Source organism: Pseudoalteromonas sp. Of11M-6 (genome assembly GCF_022347905.1).
GTDB lineage: Bacteria > Pseudomonadota > Gammaproteobacteria > Enterobacterales > Alteromonadaceae > Pseudoalteromonas.
Genome location: NZ_JAKRFW010000006.1, coordinates 95,587 through 117,981, shown reverse-complemented (window position 1 = coordinate 117,981; position 22,395 = coordinate 95,587). Strand labels below are relative to the sequence as shown.

The following is a 22,395-nucleotide window of genomic DNA, read 5'->3' as shown; positions in this document are numbered from 1 at the left end:
AATTAGCAACATCAATGCCAAATTTTTAGCGAGCTTTATTATTTTCTTTTTGTGATTGAAAAAAGAGACTTCTGAGTTTGGCACTTTTTTCAGTCCACCTTTGTAACCATTTGAGTAACTTATTACATAGTCTCTCAACTCTTTAACTCCGCTTTTGTAGCCATCAAAATTTTTGGGTGATAGACACTTTGTGGATTCGCTCCCCGCCTTTGTTTTGCTTTACTCGCTCGGCGGGAATGGTCCAAATCATTTTATCAAAGTCGAACTCTTGCCACTGCGCGCCCGTCACTTCTATCGGCCTGCAACCAGTTAGAGCGATAAACTTTAGGGCATAGATCACTTGCGTGCTCACGCCGAGCTTAGGTAAGCGCTCGAATACTTGTATCAGCTCTTTAAATTCAAGGGCGCGTGTTCGTGGTTTTTCAATACCGCCAACGTTCTTTTTCTTGGCGGTACTGATAGGATTGCCCTGCATTAGGTCACGCTCAACGGCAAAGTCGAACATCTGCTTAAGGATCGAAAGGGTTTTATTGGCTTGAGTACCTGCTCCCCTGTCGGTGATTGGGTCTAATACTCTGCTTAAAATGTCTCGGCGGGTGATGTCTTTTAATTTAACGCCCCCTATCACTGGTAGCACGTCTTTTTCAAACATACGCTCACCTTCTAGAGGGTCTTTACGATTAACCTTGATATAGCGCTCTAGGAACTCTGTAGCTAATTCTTGTACCGTTGGCGCTTCAGCTTCTTGCTTTTGCGCTTTGGTTCTTTCCTTTTGCTCAAGGAATACATCTATACCGCGCGATACATCACCAATGTATTGCTTTGCTAGCTCACGAGCTTTAACAACGCTCAAGGCTGGCGCACGGCCTAATGCTAAACGCCTTTCTTTTGAACCTCGGCCACCTAATCGATAATAAAGGTAGTAAACTAAAGAACGCTTCCCATCTTTTTTAGGCTTACCAACATTGAGATAAAAACCTGAGAGCTCAGTATCTGTTATTCGGGTGATCTCTAGTGGAATATTTTTGAGCACCGACTCTGTTAATTTTGCTTTAATTGACGCCATTTATCGCACACCTAACACATAGCCAATAAATTTATCGCACAGTTATCGCACCAACTGGTTTTAACTCACGATTCTTCACGTTGCTTCACTATGTATAATTTACAGTGCAATTATTAGCAACGGCAATGGGTTAGATTTTATTTGGATGCTTCACGATGGTTCACGTTTGTTCACGATTGTACACGTTTGAACACGGTTAATTTTTATGGGGTGTCAGGGGTCGCAGGTTCAAATCCTGCTATGCCGACCAGTTTTTCTACACTCTATTCAATAAGTTAACTTCATTCATTTCCGTTCGTAAAATATGCTGTGTTAGTATCTTAGTAATATAACTTTTCCTATTTTCGTTCGTTATTCCTGTTTAGACTTATGAACTTTGTTTTCTTTAACGTACTAGAAGCTCACCTCAATAAGCATCGCTAGCGACTCCTTTCAATGTCAACGCCTTAAAACAATGTAAGAAAAATTTCTCGCCAGAGGCAAAGCCTTCAAAAACGAATAACTCTGATGGCTAATTCAGCTTAAATGAGTTTGGCGAAATAAGAACACCAAAACATATCGCTGATGTCGGCTATTAAGTGTTTTCTTCCCGACACAACCTCTCACTTTAAACTTCAAACAGTGTAGTTTCTACTTCCAGTACTCTACGTGACAAGACCAAAAGGCATGCATTACTCAGGCTTGGATTATTTGTGCCTATTCCATTATGTCGGCTCTGCTCCTAACCTCTATTTTCCAGTTAATTAGTAAAATGAAAATGAGGGATTCTTAACATACTTTATAGCTATAACGCCTTATAAATCGGCTCTTTCACAGTAGTTTTCAACTAACAGCAGCAATCACAAAACACAATATATTTACATTAAGGTAATAATACTGACAAATAACCAACCTAGTATTGCGTGACTTTCAATTAAGCACGGAGATTAAAATGAAATTCGCAATACTCATGCTTGCAGTCAGTGCGACTGCAAATGCAAACACCAACATATGTAGCAACTACGGTTGCCCAACTGGCACACCATCAAGTAATGATATCGTTGAGCGACCTATATATGTGCTTAGCAATAATCGCGCAACAAAGTTTGCGGACTGGGTAGCATACAAAGTCACACCAAGCACAATTGACGGACCAAGCCGTTCTAGAACTTGGAAATCAGACCCTAAAATTGCAAGTAGATACACGCTAGAGCCAAGTGACTACAGCGATGCGTGGGCAACTATCCATACAGATAGAGGTCATCAAGTGCCTTTGGCGTCGTTTTCCAATACATCCAATTGGAGCGATACTAACTATCTCTCGAACATTACCCCACAATCATCAAACCTTAATCAGGGTCCATGGGTTAAATTAGAGAATGCAGTGAGAAGTTTAGTGCGAACGGGCGAAAATGCCTATGTGTTCACGGGTCCCTTGTATGAATATTACTTTGCTACCTTGCCTGGTGCTGATGAATCTCACACTATTCCGTCAGGCTATTTTAAGGTCGTCGTCACAATAGCTGGCTCAAATGTGAAGGCTTCTGCTTTTATCATGGAGCAAACTTCTGGAAGATACCTTGATTACTGCAAAACAGAAGTAACCATTGACGAAGTAGAACAAAGAGCAGGCCTGAATATCCTACCTAGCCTGCCAAGCTATAAAGCCACCGACATTGAGGGTCGAGTCGGCGGTCTTAGCGCACCACTAGGTTGCTAGTTGTGACGGCTACCAGTTGGTAGCCCTTTAGTGCCTAGCAGGTCTTATTCGAACTTTAGGTTAGCTTAAAATAGCTGAGCAACATAAGCCACCCTGCACCAAACATAACCACATTTTCGGTTAATGATATAAAACCTAAAGGCACATCAGTGTCACCACCAACACATGCACATTTGAGCACTCTTTTATCAATATATACGGCCTTAAACACTGAGATTGCGCCTATAAACCCTATGAATATTGCCACTGGTGCATAATAAATGGCTGGCAAAGTTGTTAGCATGCAAACGCCGGCATATAACTCTAAGTAGGGGTAAGCATACGCGTATTTTAGGTGACGCATCGCTAACAAATCGTAAGTGATAAAGGAGTTCGTAAAGCTATGAACATCGCGTATCTTTTGTACCGCGAGTAACAGCATGGAAAACCCAATAAAGGGCATTACCCATTCCACAAGATTATTGACAGGAAATTGTATCGCGAATGTGACCAGCAGCGCGACTAAAAATATCGAAAGTACTGGCCAGTATACGTTTTTCTTTTCCTTATGTGACGGCTTACCTAGATATCGACGCAGCGCCTCATAGCCACCAATACGTTCATCGTTAATAAATATTTGTGGTGTAGTGTCAACGTTATGAGTGGCTTTAAATTCATCCGTCTGTTCCCTTGACTTGAGCATTCTGTCGTCTACATAAAAACCCTCTCGTGAAAGCAAATCCTTAGCTCTGAGACCAAAAGGGCAAATGTGCGATGAGGTATGCATTCGGTAAAGTGTCGCATTTTTCACTGGTGGCTCCCCCTATTTTATTACAAACATAAGTAGAAATTACCGACCGCGTAAATCAGCTAAGAAAAATCTGCCGACATTAGCGCAATCTCAGCTTAATGATTGTAACTAAAGCGAATTCCATACCACCTTTAATTACACTCAATAACATGAAAGCTGGTTGAATTTATTGATGCATCACAATCAAATTAACCTCGAATGAGGTAACCAAAGATAAACCTGATCTTGGTCAGAAAACACGTTATTAAAGCGCAATTCGGGTAAAAAAACCTTCTGACTATAAAGTCTTAGATTTATATTTCGCCTTGTCTTTAGCTACCGAGATAAAAAACAAATGTCAAAAATAATGGGTAGGGAAATAAAGTTAGGCAAGCACAATGTATTGCTTTCAACAACGGATCTGGACAGTCGAATTACATACGCAAATCAATCTTTTTGTGACATATCAGGCTTTAGCATTGAAGAAATGCTTGGTCAGCCCCACAACTTAGTTCGTAATCAGGATATGCCAAAAGCGGCTTTTAGAAATATGTGGTCTACCATTCAAAATGGCCAATCTTGGATGGGACCTGTTAAAAACTCAACAAAAAATGGGGATTACTATTGGGTAAACGCTTTTGTTACTCCCATTAAAGACGAGCGAGGCAACATAGTTGAATACCAATCTGTAAGAACTTGTCCTTCTCCCGAGGTAATTAAACGCGCAGAAAATGCTTATCGCACTCTTGATAGCCAACAAAAAACGAGTCGCTATGACAGCACTCGCCTCTCATTTATGTTATTGCTTTTCATCGCGATAACTTTGCCTCTAGCATCGCTATTAAACAACCATTGGTTTACGCTGCTACCTTTGACTCTACTATTCATCACAATTGCGTTAACCGCACGTTTTCGCTCTAAATATAAAGCTTTGCTCACACAAGCCAAAACGATTTTTGATAATGATTTAATGTCTGTGATATACGGTCAATCTCGCGATCGGGTTGCTGATATTACACTAGCATTTGAAATGCAGAAGGCAAAAATTTCTGCGGTGGTGGGCAGAGTAAACGACGTGTCCGTTCGAGTAAGTGAAAATGCAAAACTTACTACACAAAGCGGCCAATTTGTTGCTGAACTACTAAAGCAGCAAACAAGCGAGGCAAAAGAAATGGTCGTTTGCATGGACGAATTTTCACAAACGATTGACGAGCTCTCAGAAAACGTAAACCACGCTGCTGATGCGGCTAATAACTCAGAACAACAGGCTGGGCGTGGTAAAGCCGCAGTAAAGGATGTCATCGACTCGATTCACTACCTTGATGAGCATTTAATGGAAGTGAACAATGCCGTGAACCGCTTAGTCTCCGGTAATGATCGAATTCAAAATATCCTTAGTGTTATCAACTCTATTGCCGATCAAACCAACTTGCTTGCGTTAAATGCCGCAATCGAAGCCGCCCGAGCGGGCGAACATGGGCGAGGATTCTCAGTTGTAGCAGATGAAGTTCGCACACTTGCACAACGCACACAAACTTCCACAGAAGAAATCACGCAATTACTTAAAGAGCTAAATGATATTTCCAGCTCCGCTGTTGAGTCAGTGCAAAAAAGTAATAGCTTATCAAATCAAAGTGTTGATCTTGCAAAAAATAACGGTTCAAGCCTTGATACCATTCAAAGCCATGTGATGCATCTAGCCGACTTAAATCGCAGTGTTGCCGCCGCCATTGAACAACAAAGTTGTGTGGTAAAACAGATAAGCATAAACGTTGACAGCGTGACTACGCTCGCAGAGAAAGGCACGGAGCACGGCGAGAAATCTTTTATTTTAAGTCAAGAATTGCTGACTCAAATCGAGCAGCAAACGCGCCTAATACAGCAATTTTCTCAAACATGAGAAATCAAAGTGAAACAGGACTTAATGTATGCGTACATTAAAGCCTAATCAGTAACTACTCTTAAATATCAGTGGACCTAAGCATTTTACTAGACAAATTAGGTCCACTTACTTCGCAAATAAAACAATGTTATAGTTCCGCCTCAAGAATGGCGAGTGCCTCCTTTTCTGCCTGTTTCACATTGCCATCAGCTTCAATAACACGCACGGCTAGATCTTTCGCAAGTTTACGCATCGGTTCATCAATAATGTTATTCATGCGGTGTTGCACATAAGCTTCAATATCATTATTTTTTATCGCAACAACAGACTTTGACAGGCTGTCTTCAATATAATCGTCTAATGCGATTGCAGAGTTCCAATGTAGGCTTTTTGCCCACTTTCGCACAACATGCTTTTCACTTTCGCTGATGACACCGTCAACACCAATAAACAATAGTGCGATATCAATTAGAGCTTCTTTTTGCATCTGATCGACGCAAACACCAGTATCAAAGTGGTTTAATAGCTGTTCAAATTTCATAATTCTTCCTTAACCCTTTTCTGCAAATTAAGATCACAGATATTTCAAGACGGAACAAAAAACGCTAATATTTAAACATATGCTAACTTTTTCCATTTGTCATATTAAAAAAGTGCAAGTTCATTTACACCTCATTCCAAAGCTTGTTAAAGGTCAAAAGGACTATCGAGTCCAACTTATTACATTTTATTTTTCACAATATAAGAAGCATCCAAACTCCTTCAACATTACGGTCTATATCGCTAAAATGGGTTACGTATGCTGGTCACAAGCACCAATACATACGAATAAAGAATCAGCCTCCCCAAAAAGCATCAATCTTAAAGTTTGAATTAGTAAGAAAAGTTCTAGACCTCCACAATTGATTCATTTTGTTGAAATAATTTGCACACTCTCAAAATCAATCAAAGAAAAATAGGAACAACAATGAAAGAGTTAAAATTAGGAATGAACTTATCATTTTTCATTTCCCTTTCTATTATCGCGCTTAGCTTGCTTATCTTAGATACTTTAATAGTATCTGAAAGAATTAGCATGATTTCGTTTGTCCAATTAACGCTATCTGCGGCAATCATGTTTTATATTGCTACAGGGCTATGGGCAATATTCAGTGGTCAAAGCCGAGTAATCATCTGCAATCAAGGTGTGGTTTATCACAGCTTGTTAGGTCAAAAGCACTATATTCCAGCAGAAGAAGTGGAAAAAATTTCCGTAGAAGGATTACTATGGTTTAGTTACACCAAACTTTATCTTACAACCGGAGAACTAAGGATCTGGTCTTTCAAACCCAATCTTGCGCAACAACATAGCCTTAAACTACTCGGGTACATTTAATCCTATCCTTATTCGCGTGTAGTAAGTCTCATAAAGTTGCTTTCAAAACGAGGCATTGAGTAAGATAACCTAAACTTATAACGAGGTTATTATGCAAAGACAATATGCTATAGGTACGCTCGGCGTACCTTGGACTTCCAAAGAAAAAACATTGTGGTTAGAAAACCAATCGATAAAACGCTCATATTCTGAAGAAGTCGTAACTCAAATAGAAGCGCTCAAGCACACTTTTGACGTCACCGAGTATGGTCAGCTTGACTACCCCAACCAAACTTATTCTCTATATGCATTAACAACAAAAAACTGGCAGCAAAACAAACCGACCATACTGGTTACCGGTGGCGTGCATGGCTACGAAACAAGCGGTGTACATGGTGCTCTTGCTTTTGCCAAATCAGAAGCACAACAATATGAACAGGCTTATAATTTCATTATCTTGCCTTGCTTGAGTCCTTGGGGCTATGAAACGATAAACCGCTGGAACCCAGAAGCCATTGACCCTAATCGCTCTTTTTATGCGGATAGTCCAGCGCTTGAGTCTCGATCAGCAATAGACTTTGTCAATAAGAAAGCAGCGGATATTCTGTGTCATGTTGATTTACACGAAACCACAGATTCCGACAACTCAGAATTCCGCCCAGCATTGGCAGCAAGAGATGGTAAAGAGAATCACAATTGGAACATTCCTGACGGTTTCTATTTAGTCGGACATACACAAAAACCGGAAGCTAAATTTCAAAAACGTATTATCGAAGAAGTGGCTGCGGTAACACAGATTGCTGATGCAGATGACCATGGGCAGTTAATCGGTGTTGATTTAGAACAGCACGGTGTGATTAATTATGACGGTACTGCACTAGGTTTATGTATGGGTATGACAAATGCCGCTTTTGTAACAACAACAGAAGTTTACCCTGATGGTCAAAACGCAACACCAGAAAACTGTATCGCGGGTCAAGTGGCAGCAATTAGAGGGGCCATTAAATACCTACAAAACGAAAGCCTATAAGGTTTCAGAAGGTGTGGTTTGTTAAAAACCACACCTAGGAGCTAGGAGAATGAACAGGATCTACCAAGTTGTCATATTGTTAAGCGCTAAACTTTTCCGGTGAAAACAACACGACCTGTTATAATAAAACCTAATTCGCTAAGTCTTCCTTACCGCTAACAACCCCAAAGATTTCTTTGAATGAGGTCGGTTTTTGCAAAATACTCACTGGAATATGCAATGCTCTTGCGATGTCACTAGCTGAGATCATACCTCTGAGCCCTTCCGAACCAACCAATAAAACGTGCTGCAATCCTAAACTTTGTAAGGTTTCAAGCACATCTCCTATTGTACTTTTAGCAACCATTTCATAGGGAACAGCGTAGAGCTCTTCTTTACTCACCATCACATCTTCAACGCACACATCTTCTCTCGACACCTGCTTTCGCTGGGCAACACTTAAGACCTTTCTACCCGTAAGGTCGCGACAGTTTACCACTCCCAAGAAATTATCATCTTCGTCGACAACGAGCTTTGAGCGCACATGGCCATTTTTCATCATGTATAAAGCATGATCAATATCGACGTCTTTTGCTATCACCTGAGGCTGCCTGCGAGTAAAGTCAGTCACCACCTTAATCGCACTACTGTCCATATTTAAAGGTTCTGAATCGAAGTGATCACAAAGCTGAAATACCCCTTCCAACTTAACGGTTTTTAACGCTTTGTATTGGCCCATTTTATACTCCTGCTTCTATAAAGCTCTTCGAAAGTCTGGTTTTTATGTTGCTGTGAACAATCCACAGCTAAAAATAAAAAGAACAACCAGTGCAAAGGCAGTAAGAAATTATTTTAGGTAACTGGAAAAGTAAGAGAGATTACGAAAACTCGAACACATGAGAGCTAACCTCACCCCTCTCTAATTAAAATATGGTTTATTCAGTGAATATATTCAAGTCAATGCAGTCTAAAACTCCTGTAATCTCAGTGTAATGCCGTGTAATAGCTAAATTTAAGCAAACGAATTAGACTGAAGATGTTTGCTAGGATTTATCACCCTAATATCAAACAATTGGTTTAGGCATTGGAATTCCGCGTCAAACTAGAAAAACTGTAATTCCAAATTAGACCAAGCCGGTACGATAAGTACTGGTGAATTCTTCCCTCAACGAGACCCACCTCGTGGGTCTTTATCATTGAGTAGAAGGAAATAAAATTGTATGCTTCACGGCACTTATACATTGATATAGATGAAATTTACGCCTTGCTGAATTGTGATATCTATTTTGTATAAGCATGTAATTTTCATCAAAGTTATACGGAACTAACTATGGCTTATTTAATCGACGAACAGAAACTCGAACGAGTCTATCTTAAAAGCTATCATACGGTAGGCCGCTATAAATATAGTGTAGATACCTTGATAGACAAGCCGGGAGTATCGCGACATCACGCCATTATCGAACTCAATGAAAACAAATGGTTTATCAGAGATGTGAGTACAAACGGCATCTGGATAAACGATAAAAAGCTCGACAAGAACCTGCCGTATCAGCTATTCGAAAATGATAAGATTGATTTTGCAGCACCTGGTCAAAACTCGTTTGTGGCGGCGAACTTGCAAACCGAGTGTCAATATCTAGTTTCTCAGTCAAACAACCAAAAAGTAGTAGAAGTAACGAATCAACTTCTACTTCCTAGTGAAGATGATCCTAAACACATCATTTACTATGATAAATTGCTCAACTATTGGTTTTTAGAAGATCTCAATACCTCAGATCGACAAGCCTTAATAGATGGCAGTATTGTATCGCTGATGAACGACCAATGGATGTTTTTTTCTGCCACGACCATCGCGGTAACTAAACACCTTGAATGCCAAAAAGCTGCCAAGCCAATGGCACTAGAGTTCAATGTAAGTCAAGACGAAGAAGATACTCAACTAACACTAAGTGTTGATGATAAACACCTAGATTTAGGCGTCAGAAGTCATCACTACTTACTGTTGCTGCTTGCCAGAACTCGGATCCAAGATAAAGATGCAGGCCTTGAATCGGATGTTCAAGGTTGGGTTTACCGCGATGACTTAGCAAAAGCACTCGGCGTACAAACAAACCATATGAACATTATGGTTCACCGCGCACGTAAGCAATTTGTCGATTCAGGTGGCGAAGATTACCCTGAAGCGACCTTTTTATTAGAAACTCGCTGTGGTCGAGTAAGATTGAATTGCCAAGATATCACGATAATAAAAGGCTCTAAATTAGAAACTCGCATGACAACTTAAGCGATATTGTTAGTTGGGCAGAAATAGCATTTCGGCCCAACTATTTGCCTATGCTTTATACTCTCCAGCATTATTCACTATTTTGTTTTCGAGCTCTTTACATAGCCCCAATACGAATAAAAGCTCCACAAGTACAAACAGTGGTCCAATTGCTAAACCAATCAAATCATCGACAAACGCAGGCTTTTTTCCCTCAAAATAATGCCCTATAAACTGTAACACCCAACCTACAAAGAAAACACCAGCCCAAAACAATACCGTCATTATTCCTGCATTAACGATGAGCGGATTCAACGTTTGAACAAAGAAATAAAAAGCCAGTATGATGGCGCTCATCATGAGCCCAAAAATGGGGGATAACATCAGGTAATAGCCACATAAAACTACCCCTATCAGCGCGGCAAGGGTGATGGTCACTCCTGATACACTGAATAGCGGGATAAAAGTCATACCCACAACAGCAATGACAATTAACGGGATCCCAAAAAAGTGAGTCAGAATGTTTCTTTTGCTGCGATGATACATGGCATACTGACTTAATAACGTCTCTAGTTTGTTCATTATTGTTCTCTCATTGATACCAATTATCCTACTGATAATTAGTCAATAAAGAAAATTTATCAATAAAAAATTCTATTAGCTTATTAGGGCCTATATAAATAACCAAATAAACAGCATACCGAATACAATAGTCTGCATTATGAGCACCATCAACAACTTAAAATTAAAACTAGGTTTGATGGTTTTATGCCTGAGCATATACATTGCCACTGGTGTGATAATATTGAGCCCAAGTAACCCACACAGTAGTAAATTACGCTCAGGAATGCGTGATTGAGCAAGCGTTGAAGCGCGCTTATCCCACCAAAAAAGTGCAAATATAAATAAATTAATAACCAACAACACCGCTGCAGAAATAACCGCTTGCCAAGGTAGCTTAGATACGCAAAGCGCCCCTAACCACACGCCTGCGCCCCAAAATAGGCCCATCTGCTGATGCATTAAACGAACCGCTGACATGCTACTTTCCCTGTCTTATGGTATTGATTTCAATGAAAATTTCAGCTGTAGCATAAGCATCATCCATCGCCCGGTGATGATTAACCAAAGGTACATTCATCGCTTGGCAAAATGCCCCTAGCGCATATGAGCGCAGGCCCGGCACAAACTTTCGGCCTAACTGCACAGTACATAACTTCGCACGAGTAAACTCTCGGCCGACTCGAGCAAACTCCTGCCGAATAAAGCCATAATCAAAGTTCACATTATGCGCGACAAAAATAGCACCTTGGCTAAACCGCTCAACTTGCTCCAAAATTTCAAAAAAACTTGGAGCATCACTCACCATTGCCTGAGTGATCCCTGTCAGTTCAGTGATTTTTTGTGGGATACGACGCATCGGATTAACAAGTGATTGCCATTTAGCAACGACCTCGCCGTTAACGACTTTTACCATGACTACCTCGGTGATGCGATCAAACTCCTTGTTGCCACCGGTGGTTTCAATATCGACAACGACATAAGGTTGCTCTTTGCAAATATGCCATTCAACGGTTTGCAGTCGCGTGGGAATATTGCATTGCAAGAGTTTAGAAATGTTAACTAGCTGACTTCGGCTAAGACTATCTCCAGGTGCCTTGATTTCTTCAAACCTTAAGCCCGCTTTTTCGTCGACTATCATCAGGTCGGGAAAACCAGATTTCATCAGATGAAAATCACTACACATTAGCCTTAAAACAGATTTGACATCCTCAATTGCCAAGTAAGACAATAATATTTTTATTGAGTCGAGCATCTTATCATGCCAATTAAACAACCGATTAGCTTCTCCGTAATGTTCGCTCATCTGGCGTAGAAGCCAGTTCATCCAAGCAGAAGTATCTGTAAAACTCGCTAAGCGACATTCAATCTCCTCCTCAAATTCGTTGTAAAAGCGATTTTCTTTTAACGCCAGCGGAGTTCTAGAAAACCCATTAGCAACGATACTTTTTGGGTGATAAAAGAGTTCTTGCCAAAAGGTCAATCCAAATAAGGCCAGCCAAATTTCATTTTCAACATGATAGGCCTCGATGCTATGCCGTTTATAATAAGCAATGACGCCAGCTTCTGTTTGTCCCTTAAAAGCCTCATCAATTTGGATCGCTGGTTGACTTTTTCTTAGCATATCCGTAAGTACAGAAGTGCGTTTTTGGTTAAATTTACGCTGATAAAAGTCTTCCGCGAAGATCATCAATGTTTCATCGCTTTCCCCCTGCAAAATGCGCTCTAATTGCTCTCGCACCAGCTCAACTTCACCTTGCTTATAATTATGTCGTATCAACATCTCACAAGCTTGAGGGTGCTCAGTCATACCTAGTAAGGTTTTAAAATGGGAAAATTCAGGACCTAACTTTCTGGCAAGCGTTAACAGGTACTTTGCATGTGCAGCCACTGCATATTGCCCATCAACCTTAGGCAATTGTTGCGCTGCGGCCTGTCTAGCACGCCACACTAATTCATCTTCAGGGGCATTTTTGAGCTCACTGAGTGCATTTGCATAATAAAACGCGCTCACGGCTTCTGCTTTTTGCTCAAAATGTGCATGGTAAGCGGCGTCAGCGCTCCTGGTATTCATTACACCAAGATCTCGCATCGAAAATTGCGCTAAGCTAAAGCCTATCTTGCCAAAGTACAAAAATAGAAAGTAGTCGATATCGGCTTGAAATGAGAGCGTGAGATACTGGGATAGGTATTCTTGTGTATTTAGATATTCAACGCAGACAGATTGATTGATATACGCTACCCAGAGCGATTTTTTTGCCGATTTATTTGGCAGTGTAGTTAAATTCTCTCGCTCGGCAAGTTCAATTAAACATGGTTTAGTTAAGCAATGCAGCAGCGCTTGAAAGTCGTCTTGTTGTGCCTGACGAAGTAATCCCTTTGCTTTTAATGAAAACGCGACTTCACAAATATTATTGATCTCTTCGTAGCGCAGTGAATTGATATCCAGAAAAGGAGTTTTGCGGGAAATAAACCGCACTAACAAACACAATTCATCTTCAGGCAAGCGGTGTAGCTCAGCCAGCAGCTCACGCTGAGCACTACTTAATAGCGGTTGACATACTTTAAGTAAATAATCGCTAAGCTCACTAAAGTGGCTTAAGTAATATTTGGCGGGTAATTCTTTTCTCAACACAAATTCAGACAACTGTTTTTATATACAGTAAAGATTATCATAGATAGAAAATATTGCCAATTTGCTTCAGTTACCCCCTTAAGTCGTTTCTTCTGTATCGCCTGTGGAAGCGTATTCGCTTTTGTATAGCCAATATTGTAGTTTCTCGCTCAATGGCTCTTCCGAAATGGGCTTCGTGAGGTAATCGTTCATGCCTGCATTTAAACACTTCTCTCTATCACCGGACATTGCATTGGCTGTCATGGCTAATATTTTTACTCCCTGATAACTCTCACCTGCGGCTCCGTCTCGGATTAACTCGGTCGTCCGATAGCCATCCATTTCAGGCATCTGACAATCCATTAAGATTAGCTCAAATTGACATTCATCTTGATGTGACTTGAGCAGTTCAATGGCAAGCAGTCCGTTTTCGGCAACTTCAATATGGGTTATCCCCAATTTTTTGAGCATACTTAATGCGACAACTTGGTTCACCTTGTTATCCTCAACCAGTAGAATACGACAAGGTTTTGGCCACGTAAATTCGGTTTCGTTCACCTTTCTTACCAGTTTCAGATAGTGACTCGTAACCAGTGGTTTCGCATTCGCCAGCGCCTTGCCATCTTCAGCTAAAATGGTTAACGCATCAAAAAGGTCTTTAGTTGTCACGGGCTTTGGAAAATAGCCTGAATAGCCACGCTCCGCGTAAAACTGGCCATCCCCCTTAGTACCCATTTGCGTCATCATGATAAGTTTTATCGCTTTGAATCGCTTATCATTTTTTAGTGCAGCGCCGAGCTGCTCACCCGACATGCCTCTAAGCGTCATATCCAGTAAGGCGATATCAAACACATTTTTATCACGTTGGTATTCAGCTTCACACAGCGAGAGTGCTTGTATTCCAGAGCTGGCTTTATACACATCCGCCCCCCAGTGCCTCAATTGAGATTCCAAACTCGTCAAGGCTGAGAGGTTATCGTCAACTAGGAGTATTTTTATCCCTTGTAAATCAATTTTTGCAGCTTCGAATTGAGTATTATCGCCATGGATCAAAGTCACGAAAAATTCAAATTGGCTACCATGTCCAAACCGACTACTAACGGCGATATCGCCATCCATTAATTCACAGAGTTGTCTGACAATGGCAAGCCCCAGTCCAGTCCCTCCATACTTTCTAGTCGTAGAGGCATCAACTTGAGAGAATTTAGCAAAAAGCCTATCCGCTTTGTCCTCTGGTATCCCTATGCCGGTATCTTCAACTGAGCAATGAAATCTCAGTTTATTATCCACTTCACTAAACCAAGCTCGGATGATGATCTCGCCTTGCTCGGTAAACTTGATTGCATTACTAATTAGGTTGGTGATTATTTGTCGAATGCGGCTCGGGTCCCCCTGCACCAATGGCTTTTCAAGTTGGGTTACATCTAGAATAAGTTCAAGTCCCTTTTTCTGTGCTTGCAACGCAACGGATTCAATCAATTCGCCAAGTAATGCCCTAACATCGAAATCTAGTGACTCAAGTTCAAGCTTACCCGCCTCAATTTTAGAAAAATCTAAAATATCGTTGATGAGATTTAATAACGACTTGGCGCTGCCCATTGCTAGACTCACTTTATGTAATTGAGTTTGAGTAAGGTGCTCATCTTCTAGCAGACTTAACATGCCTATTACACCATTCATTGGCGTGCGGATCTCATGGCTCATTGACGCTAAAAACTCGCTTTTAGCTTGCGCGCCCTGCTCCGCAGCTTGCTTCGCTTGTTCTAGCTCTTTTTTCGCCTCAACAGCAGCGGTAATATCCTGTTGGATACCGACGAATGCTGTTAATTGATTTTGTTCGTTGAACACCGGAGAGATCTGTAAACTATTCCAAAATGCCTTTCCAGATTTGGTGTAATTGATCAATTCAACTTTGACGAATTCGTGAGCTAATATTGCTTCCCTGATTTCCTCTAACGCTTGCTGCTGGGTATGTTCACCTTGCAAAAAGCGACAATTTTTACCCAGTACTTCATCACCATATTCGGTGATTTGTTGAAATGTTTTATTCGCAAATACGATTGGCAATTCAGGCTTAGTCGCGTCAACAATCGTTATGCCGACATTTGCGCACTCTATTGCTTGAGCGAGTAAATCATTTTGTTCCTTGGCCTTTTTCAGCGCTTCTTGATGAAGCTTTTGATCGGTAATATCCGAAAGTGAGCCAACTATCCGCTTCGCTTGTCCATCTTTAAGTGCCGCAGCACCTTTTAGCCAAAAATAGCGATAGCTGTTTTGCCTCGTTTTTATTCTACACTCGACACCAAAAGGCTCTTCTTCCGTCATATGAAACTTAATTGAGTTTTCTAAATTGGGGAGATCTGCAGGGTGGACTCGGTCAAATAAACTAGAAATATGCGCAGAGAATAAAGCTTGTGTCTCTTGCGAAAAGCCTAGTAAAGATTTAAATCTATCTGAATAAAACACCACATTCCGCTCAAGATCCCAGTCCCAAAGGCCATCATCGCTACCAAATATTGCAAGTTTAAATCGCTCTTCACTGCGTTTGAGTGTTGTCCTCGATTCTTCTAGTTTTTTGAATGGATTTAACAGAAGTTGCTTACCAAACAAATAGAGCAAGCCAAATGATAGGAATAGCCCAAAAGCAATGGCACCAATAAGATCCCACACAAACATTTTCACTTCGTCAGTGACCTGACTCTTATCTACACGATAATCTAAAACTAAATCGGTGGAGCCAACATCGAGGCTGCTTACACTAAAGTAAGTTTCAACTTTTCGGACGTTAGAAAAATTAATCCACCTGCCTTTTAAACCAATGCTATGAAAAGATGTGGACGATGAGGAGCTCAGCAAACTCTCTAAGCTCGTCGAAAACTCGCCAATAAGTGCTCCCTCAGCAAAGCCGTTATAATAAATCGGTACTGCTATTGTGAAATAGTGCAGGTTGCCAACCTGAGTGAGATCTATCGCACTGACCAACTCTGCATTGATCACTTTATCGAGCCACTTTGGTTTTTGGTCTAACACTTCATGAGAATCAAAGTTTGCATAAACAACATCGCCCAATACATTGATCACCATTAACTTTTCTTCTCTACCTATAATTTGAAAACTGCGCATAAAGTCTCGTAACTTAGCAGCGGAGAGCCCTGTACCCATCGCACCATTTACGATAATAGGATGTAGAGAAAGATCAGAGAGGATCTGCTTACGGCTCTCAAGATACTGAGTTAAGTTGTTAACTGCGAGTTGAGCTTGGGTTTCATTCGTTTCTCTCACTAAGTCTTCGACAATGACATTTGATCTCAGCCCAACAAAAAGTGCACTGAGCAGAAGTGAAACAATAGCCGTTAACCCTAAAAAGGTGTAAAAAGCGCGATTACTCGTTAAGGTGAATTTAGTTTTCAATGCGACCCCGGGTAACTATAAACTAGTTTAATACTGCCATTAGACTGGTATTGCCCCATACACAAGTCTTGCACGGTTAGCGCTTCATGGGCTGAATCATTTTTATCACTCCAGACACTAAAAGGCCGTTGATACGTTTTTATGAGGCCGCTGATCGGCGATTGCAAATCCTCAAATGCGCTTTTTAATAAGACTCTGTTGGTCGCGACTGAATCTGTCAGTTTTATCTGCTCCGCTGCTGCAATAAGAAGCTTGGCAATGTCATAGCCATGGATAAATCCGGGAGCTGCTTGAACAAATCCATGCTTGGCAAACTCGGTCGGGAAAAGCTGTTTTGCACGATTAAATACCCGTGCCGAAAACGCACTTAATGGTTTATTCTCAAAAGAAAAACAGCTTTGTAGGACCGCCAATGAGACATCTGCAGATAGCTTATCCCCAACCACTTTAAAAAAGTTACCCGCAGTTATCCCCCAATGACTAACAATGGGCAGGCGCTGCGCCTCGTCAATACTTGCCATGGCTTTTACAAACTCTGCGCCCTCAATCGCATTACCAACAAAAATGATACATTGCGGCTCACTTTCAATAATATTATGGACCATGATCCGTGCTTCATTCTCTTGTGTTGCCCAGTTAAACCAAGATACAGGCAGCGCGTTGTTAGGCTTGGCCGTTTTATATTCCTCTAGCAATGTGTCGTAATTAGAGCGCCCCCATGCGGTATCCTCAAGGAGTAAATGAGGTGCAACACAACCTTGTTGCTTTGCATAATTGATGAGTACTTTACCCGCTTTGGTGTCATCCACAGAAAGCCTAAAAATCCAATTATCCTTACTCGGGTATCTTGTAATTGGCCCACCAGCGGCCCAAGGAACCAACAGCAGCGCTTCCCCCTCATTGATGAATTTACGAAATTTAATATAAGGAGGAGAATGAACACCACCAAGCACGAGTAAGGCATTCGGGTCTTTTAAAAATTGCTTAAAGTGAAGCAAGCTACGATTACTATTACCACGATGGTCTTTGGCCACCAATTCAATCTTATAACCTTGGATTTGATTATCTACTTCATCGAATGCGGTTAAAAAGCCCATTTTTATCGCTTCGGCTGACTCATTTAAATTAGAATAATCAGCGTCATGATAAATACGAAACACTTGCTTGGAGTTTGCGGCGAGACAAACTGAGCTCAGGAGGCAGAAAAACAGTAATAATATTCTCATCGTATTACTAATCACCCAACACATAACTAAACTTTAGTTCAAATCATTGTGATTGCTTAATTTTATAGCGAATACCTTGCTCGTTATAAATCACCAAGACAATGCATGGCAGACAAAGAAACCGCACCCAAAGGTAGGTGCGGTGGTTGGGATCATTCAGGGCTATTAGCAAGTTGGCTCTGAATGTAGTTTGGTAAACCAATTAGTTTGATTAAATTGATATGCTGTTCAAGCCAATAAATGTGATCCATTTCGGTGTCATCTAACAGGGTTTCGAGCATTTCACGGGTAACATAATCTTGCGCTTGCTCACACACTGCTATCACCTTTTTCAAGTGATCTTTTACCAGAATTTCCGCAGCCAAATCATTTTCTAGCATTTCTTTCACGTCAGTACCGACGTGGATCGGCGCACGAGAAGCGGTATCTGGCGTACCTTCCAAAAACAAAATGCGCTCCGTGATCCGCTTAGCGTGATCGAGCTCTTCTTCATACTCGTGAGATAACTTGTTGTGTAGCTTCTCCAGTCCCCAGTCTTCATACATTTTGGCATGCGCCAAATATTGATCCATGGAAGAAAGCTCAAGCGTAAGTTGTTTGTTGAGTAAGTCGATAACGGTAGAATTGCCTTGCATAACTTACCCCTCAATCTGCGATTGCAGATAGTTTTCAATGCCGGTATTTTTGATTAAGAAGTGCTGCGTTTCGAGCCAATCCACATAGTCCTCTTCATATTCAAGAATGTCTTCAAGTAGCTCTCGACTAACATAATCCTGTTCATGTTCACACAGCGCAATTGCATCGCGCAATGTCGGAAGCTGATCGAGTTGAAACGCTAAGTCGCACGCCATCATTTCTTCGGTGTGCTCACCTATTCGTAGCTTTTCTAAATGCTGGAGGTTTGGTAACCCTTCAAGGAATAATATGCGCTCGATAAGATCATCAGCTTGCTTCATATCCTTGATAGATTTTTTATACGCTTTCTCGTTTAGCTCTTCCAGACCCCAATTTTTGAACATTCTTGCGTGTAGAAAGAACTGGTTTATTGATGTTAACTCTAGCGTAAGCACTTGATTTAGCGCTGTTATGACTTGCTTATTACCCTGCATAGGGCCCCCTAATAATGTCGAGTGACGCCCTATAACCCTAGTTCAATATTTATTCTTCGCAAGATTAAATAAAAATAACAGTTTTCTTAATATACCCTTTTAAAATAAACAACTTATAAGAGTATTAATAACAATTTTCATTACATTTAGGGTTTCATTTTTTGAACGGCTTGTATTTAATCAGAACTCAGAATAAAAAACTTGCTAAGTTATTGAGATTTATAAAAGCAGCTCCGGCTGCTTAACTCATCTGCTTTTTAACATCTAACCCTAAACGCTTTGCTAGTCGAACCAAATTTGCTCTATCCATTTCCAGCTCTCTCGCAGCTGCCGACCAATTAAACCCATGACGTTCCATCGCGTTAACGATCATGTCTTTTTGTAGTAGCTCGACGGCGAATTTCATGGCGACAGGAGGTGTTTTCTCTTGCGTGGTAATGCACTCAGCCTGCTGAATTTGTTGATTGTGTTTTGGCGCGATGTCTATGTCATGGATCTCAATGATATTAGCCTGCCACTGTTGATGCTTAGCTTTTAACGCTGCACGACTGACACAATGTTCAAGCTCTCTGACATTACCCGGCCAGTCGTAATGCATTAATCGGCTGAGTGCTTGCCTATCCATCACCACTTGTTTTGCGTTGAGCGTGCCTCTTAGCTGCTCTAAAAAGAACCCAACCAGCAGCGGGATGTCATCTAGCCTTTCGAGCAGTGGAGGAACAAATAAAGGATACACACTCAAGCGATGATAAAGATCAGCCCTAAATTTTCCGCGCCTCACCTCTTCTTTTAAATCACGATTAGTGGCAGCAACCACTCTAACATCGACAATATGAATGCGGTCAGCACCTACTGCTTGCACCTCACCGCTTTGCAGCACACGTAATAGTTTGCTCTGTAAAGTCAAACTCAGTTCGCCAACTTCATCCAAAAACAGCGTGCCGCCGTCCGCGGCTGCAAACTTGCCTAACCGGTCTTTATCGGCCCCAGTAAACGCCCCTTTTTTGTGACCAAAGAGTTCACTTTCTGCTATCGAGTCAGGAAGCGCCGCACAGTTAATTTGTATAAACGGTTTGTCATTTCGTTGGGAATTAAAATGTACGTGTTTTGCTACCAACTCTTTACCCGTTCCCGTATCACCTTGAATAAGCACATTAAATTCAGAACCAGCAACCAGTTCAATTTCTGATTTAAGCGAGTGCATCACCGCACTCTCTCCTACTAAAATTTGCTTTTTAACGGACTTTTGAGATTGGGTAAGTGTAGATGCACGTGCTTGCTCATAGAGGCGCTCAGCCTCGAACATACGTAATGCACTACTTGAGACAATTGCTTGTAGGGTTTTCATATAAACCTCAGACAAGTGCTCAAAGCTATCCGGTTTAAGACAATCAAACGTCACCAATAAGATGCTACTTTGCAGCGCGACCTTAAATCCCATGCAGGCATGCACTGGTAAGCGACTTTCTTCGGCGAGCAACAGACCATCGTAAGGGTCAGGTAAGTCGCTATTGGCAGGAAAATTAACTAGTTCGTCAGACTCGAAAATGGACATCAATCTAGGTTGCTCTGTAAGCAAAAATTGCCGCCCAACAGCGTCCGCACTCAACCCATTGCAAGCTAGGATAGTTAATGCATGCTGATCGCCATAAAGAATGGCGATGGCATCAGCGGTAACAGATTGACTCAATGCTGAAAGCAAGGACTTAGCGTATTGCTTAACCTCGCGACCCTCTTGCGCTAATGAAAGTCGTGATAACGACATACTAAGCTCAAGCAATTTGGAGAGCGCTAACGAATTCATGTCAAAAAGACTCAATTTATTCAAATAAACACTAATTAAGATAGGTCAATTTGACTCAAACATCAATAATAGAATACTAATACAATGATTTATATAGCATTTTAAAGTTGGCGTGACACCTGCAATGTTCAGTCTATATATCAACATTCGCAGAGTTAACGATGAGCCGTGCATACCAACTTTTAAGATATAGCAACATCGCCATTTTCACTTCACTCGCAGCGTTTATGCTGTCACTGCAAGTGAGTTTTTTTAGCGTTGAAAGCTTCAGCCTCTTCTCACAAATTGCAGCACATATTAGTACTATCGTATTGGCCGCCTTGATTAAGCTTGCCTACGTCATCCGCCTTGTCTGTCTATACCACCTAGGTTTGGAGGTTAAGTAAATGAGCTTAATCCAGCTAGAAGAGCCCAGTCCAAAAGCAGTGTGTTGGTATTTACCATCTACTTGGCCCGTGTTGATGCTCGGCTTTAGAGCGCTATTTTTACTCGCGGGGTTATTCGCTGTCGTGAGCATTTCTGTATGGGCTTTATTGCTCAATGGTAATGTTGTTTGGCGTAATGATTACCCAGCGACCTATTGGCACGCCCACGAGATGCTGTTTGGCTTTGGCGGTGCTGTCGTCGCCGGATTTTTGCTAACCGCTGCAAAAAATTGGACACAAAGACAGACATTACATGGTGGCGCACTGCTATCACTCTGTATTATTTGGTGTGCCGCTAGGCTGAGCTTTTTTGTGGCAAATTCATCAATCATCATCACCTTGCTACTACAACTGAGTTTTTGGCTCATTGTACTAATCAATTTAACGACCGTAATTGTTGATGCAAAATCCAGAAACAATCGTGTTTTTATTTTTGCTGTAAGTATGTTGTGTGGCTGCAACATCGTATTTTTGATTTTACTTCACAACCAACACTTCTTATTGCTAAGCGTTACAAGCCAAGCAACGCTAATTGCTTACATGTTATTGATTGGTGTAGTGGGTGGCCGCGTTATTCCGTTTTTTATTGCCCGAGGATTGCAGCAAGCACAAAAGCCACATACTCCAAGGTTAGACAGGGCGATCTTTTACCTCGCCATCATCTGCGTTTTCACCTATATCCTGCAGTTTACGATGCAAAATACTCACTATTTAAGTGCTGCACTTCTGCTCCTTGGGCTACTGCATTCGATAAGAGCAATTTATTGGTTTAACGGTAAATTATTTAACGTACCACTGCTTTGGTCACTGTACCTGTCATATTGTGCAATCGCAGTGGGTTTAATACTTAGCGCATACAACAACACCTTTGCACCAGAGCATTTGCGCAGCCATCTTCACTTAGTGGCAATTAATGGCATGGGATTAATGATCTTAGCCATGATGACTCGCGTTACCTTGGGCCACACAGGCCGGCTATTACAGGTAGACACGACAACTACACTGGCATTTATCTGTATCGCGGTATCAGGTCTTATCCGCGCATTCCTTATTCATTTTATAAACCCGCACAATGCATGGCTGTTAAGTGCCGTGGCTTGGGTTTTTGGTTTTATGCTTTTTTCCATTACCTTCGCGCCCATGCTGATACAAAAACGCGTCGATGGGCGAATAGGTTAACTCTACTCTCAAACAGGAGAT

The 22,395-nt window shown here is 41.3% G+C and carries 19 protein-coding genes; 7 read left to right on the top strand and 12 right to left on the bottom strand.

Features of this window, described 5'->3' with window-relative positions; translation table 11 throughout:
- Window positions 1-163: 163 nt before the first annotated feature.
- Window positions 164-1,066: an integrase arm-type DNA-binding domain-containing protein gene (locus tag MHN32_RS04835; protein ID WP_239421073.1), complete on the bottom strand. Its 903-nt coding sequence runs from the start codon at window positions 1,064-1,066 to the stop codon at window positions 164-166.
- A gap of 931 nt (window positions 1,067-1,997) precedes the next feature.
- On the opposite strand from MHN32_RS04835, the gene MHN32_RS04830 reads away from it, so the two are divergent.
- The gene (locus MHN32_RS04830) at window positions 1,998-2,765 is read left to right on the top strand and encodes a DNA/RNA non-specific endonuclease (protein WP_010607546.1); all 768 of its coding nucleotides are present in this window, start codon (window positions 1,998-2,000) and stop codon (window positions 2,763-2,765) included.
- Between the two features lie 55 nt (window positions 2,766-2,820).
- Here MHN32_RS04830 and MHN32_RS04825 read toward each other — a convergent pair whose 3' ends face one another.
- Complete coding sequence (locus MHN32_RS04825; RefSeq protein ID WP_239421083.1) at window positions 2,821-3,531, bottom strand: MauE/DoxX family redox-associated membrane protein; 711 nt, start codon at window positions 3,529-3,531, stop codon at window positions 2,821-2,823.
- A 358-nt stretch (window positions 3,532-3,889) separates the two neighbouring features.
- Between MHN32_RS04825 and MHN32_RS04820 the strand changes: the two genes are divergently transcribed.
- Window positions 3,890-5,434 carry a PAS domain-containing methyl-accepting chemotaxis protein gene (locus MHN32_RS04820; RefSeq protein ID WP_239421072.1) on the top strand — a complete coding sequence of 515 codons (1,545 nt, stop codon included), beginning with the start codon at window positions 3,890-3,892 and terminating at the stop codon, window positions 5,432-5,434.
- Window positions 5,435-5,564: 130 nt separating this feature from the next.
- On the opposite strand, the gene MHN32_RS04815 is transcribed toward MHN32_RS04820, so the two are convergent.
- Window positions 5,565-5,957, bottom strand: a complete 393-nt coding sequence (locus MHN32_RS04815; RefSeq protein WP_010607543.1) for a hypothetical protein — start codon at window positions 5,955-5,957, stop codon at window positions 5,565-5,567.
- A 426-nt stretch (window positions 5,958-6,383) separates the two neighbouring features.
- On the opposite strand from MHN32_RS04815, the gene MHN32_RS04810 reads away from it, so the two are divergent.
- Both MHN32_RS04810 and MHN32_RS04805 read left to right on the top strand, forming a co-directional pair.
- Window positions 6,384-6,791, top strand: coding sequence for a hypothetical protein (locus tag MHN32_RS04810; protein WP_010607541.1), 408 nt, complete (start codon window positions 6,384-6,386; stop codon window positions 6,789-6,791).
- A gap of 91 nt (window positions 6,792-6,882) precedes the next feature.
- Complete coding sequence (locus MHN32_RS04805) at window positions 6,883-7,800, top strand: M14 family metallocarboxypeptidase (protein WP_174170724.1); 918 nt, start codon at window positions 6,883-6,885, stop codon at window positions 7,798-7,800.
- 130 nt (window positions 7,801-7,930) lie between these two features.
- On the opposite strand, the gene MHN32_RS04800 is transcribed toward MHN32_RS04805, so the two are convergent.
- Window positions 7,931-8,518 (bottom strand): CBS domain-containing protein, encoded by a 588-nt coding sequence (locus MHN32_RS04800; protein WP_010607539.1) that lies wholly within the window; start codon window positions 8,516-8,518, stop codon window positions 7,931-7,933.
- A 591-nt stretch (window positions 8,519-9,109) separates the two neighbouring features.
- On the opposite strand from MHN32_RS04800, the gene MHN32_RS04795 reads away from it, so the two are divergent.
- Window positions 9,110-10,066 carry an FHA domain-containing protein gene (locus tag MHN32_RS04795; RefSeq protein WP_010374789.1) on the top strand — a complete coding sequence of 319 codons (957 nt, stop codon included), beginning with the start codon at window positions 9,110-9,112 and terminating at the stop codon, window positions 10,064-10,066.
- 48 nt (window positions 10,067-10,114) lie between these two features.
- Here the strand turns inward: MHN32_RS04795 and MHN32_RS04790 are convergent, their stop codons facing one another.
- The 8 genes from MHN32_RS04790 to norR all read right to left on the bottom strand — a co-directional run bounded on the left by MHN32_RS04790 (window position 10,115) and on the right by norR (window position 20,770).
- Complete coding sequence (locus MHN32_RS04790; protein ID WP_239421071.1) at window positions 10,115-10,627, bottom strand: Mpo1-like protein; 513 nt, start codon at window positions 10,625-10,627, stop codon at window positions 10,115-10,117.
- Between the two features lie 90 nt (window positions 10,628-10,717).
- A complete protein-coding gene (locus tag MHN32_RS04785; protein ID WP_010607536.1) occupies window positions 10,718-11,086 on the bottom strand; it encodes a DUF1294 domain-containing protein in 369 nt (122 codons plus the stop codon).
- Between the two features lies 1 nt (window position 11,087).
- Complete coding sequence (locus tag MHN32_RS04780) at window positions 11,088-13,241, bottom strand: exonuclease domain-containing protein (RefSeq protein WP_239421070.1); 2,154 nt, start codon at window positions 13,239-13,241, stop codon at window positions 11,088-11,090.
- A 78-nt stretch (window positions 13,242-13,319) separates the two neighbouring features.
- Window positions 13,320-16,631, bottom strand: coding sequence for a response regulator (locus MHN32_RS04775; RefSeq protein ID WP_239421069.1), 3,312 nt, complete (start codon window positions 16,629-16,631; stop codon window positions 13,320-13,322).
- Window positions 16,628-17,857, bottom strand: coding sequence for an ABC transporter substrate-binding protein (locus MHN32_RS04770; protein WP_239421068.1), 1,230 nt, complete (start codon window positions 17,855-17,857; stop codon window positions 16,628-16,630). The genes MHN32_RS04775 and MHN32_RS04770 overlap by 4 nt, the downstream gene beginning before the upstream one ends.
- 152 nt (window positions 17,858-18,009) lie before the next feature.
- A complete protein-coding gene (gene bfr / locus MHN32_RS04765; RefSeq protein WP_010607532.1) occupies window positions 18,010-18,492 on the bottom strand; it encodes a bacterioferritin in 483 nt (160 codons plus the stop codon).
- Window positions 18,493-18,495: 3 nt separating this feature from the next.
- The gene (bfr, locus tag MHN32_RS04760; protein ID WP_010607531.1) at window positions 18,496-18,966 is read right to left on the bottom strand and encodes a bacterioferritin; all 471 of its coding nucleotides are present in this window, start codon (window positions 18,964-18,966) and stop codon (window positions 18,496-18,498) included.
- Window positions 18,967-19,207: 241 nt separating this feature from the next.
- Window positions 19,208-20,770, bottom strand: coding sequence for a nitric oxide reductase transcriptional regulator NorR (gene norR / locus MHN32_RS04755; protein ID WP_343224378.1), 1,563 nt, complete (start codon window positions 20,768-20,770; stop codon window positions 19,208-19,210).
- Between the two features lie 161 nt (window positions 20,771-20,931).
- Here norR and MHN32_RS04750 point away from each other — a divergent pair, with 161 nt between their 5' ends.
- Complete coding sequence (locus MHN32_RS04750; RefSeq protein ID WP_010374807.1) at window positions 20,932-21,156, top strand: hypothetical protein; 225 nt, start codon at window positions 20,932-20,934, stop codon at window positions 21,154-21,156.
- Window positions 21,157-22,374, top strand: coding sequence for an NnrS family protein (locus tag MHN32_RS04745; RefSeq protein WP_239421066.1), 1,218 nt, complete (start codon window positions 21,157-21,159; stop codon window positions 22,372-22,374). It begins immediately after the preceding gene.
- Window positions 22,375-22,395 lie beyond the last annotated feature (21 nt).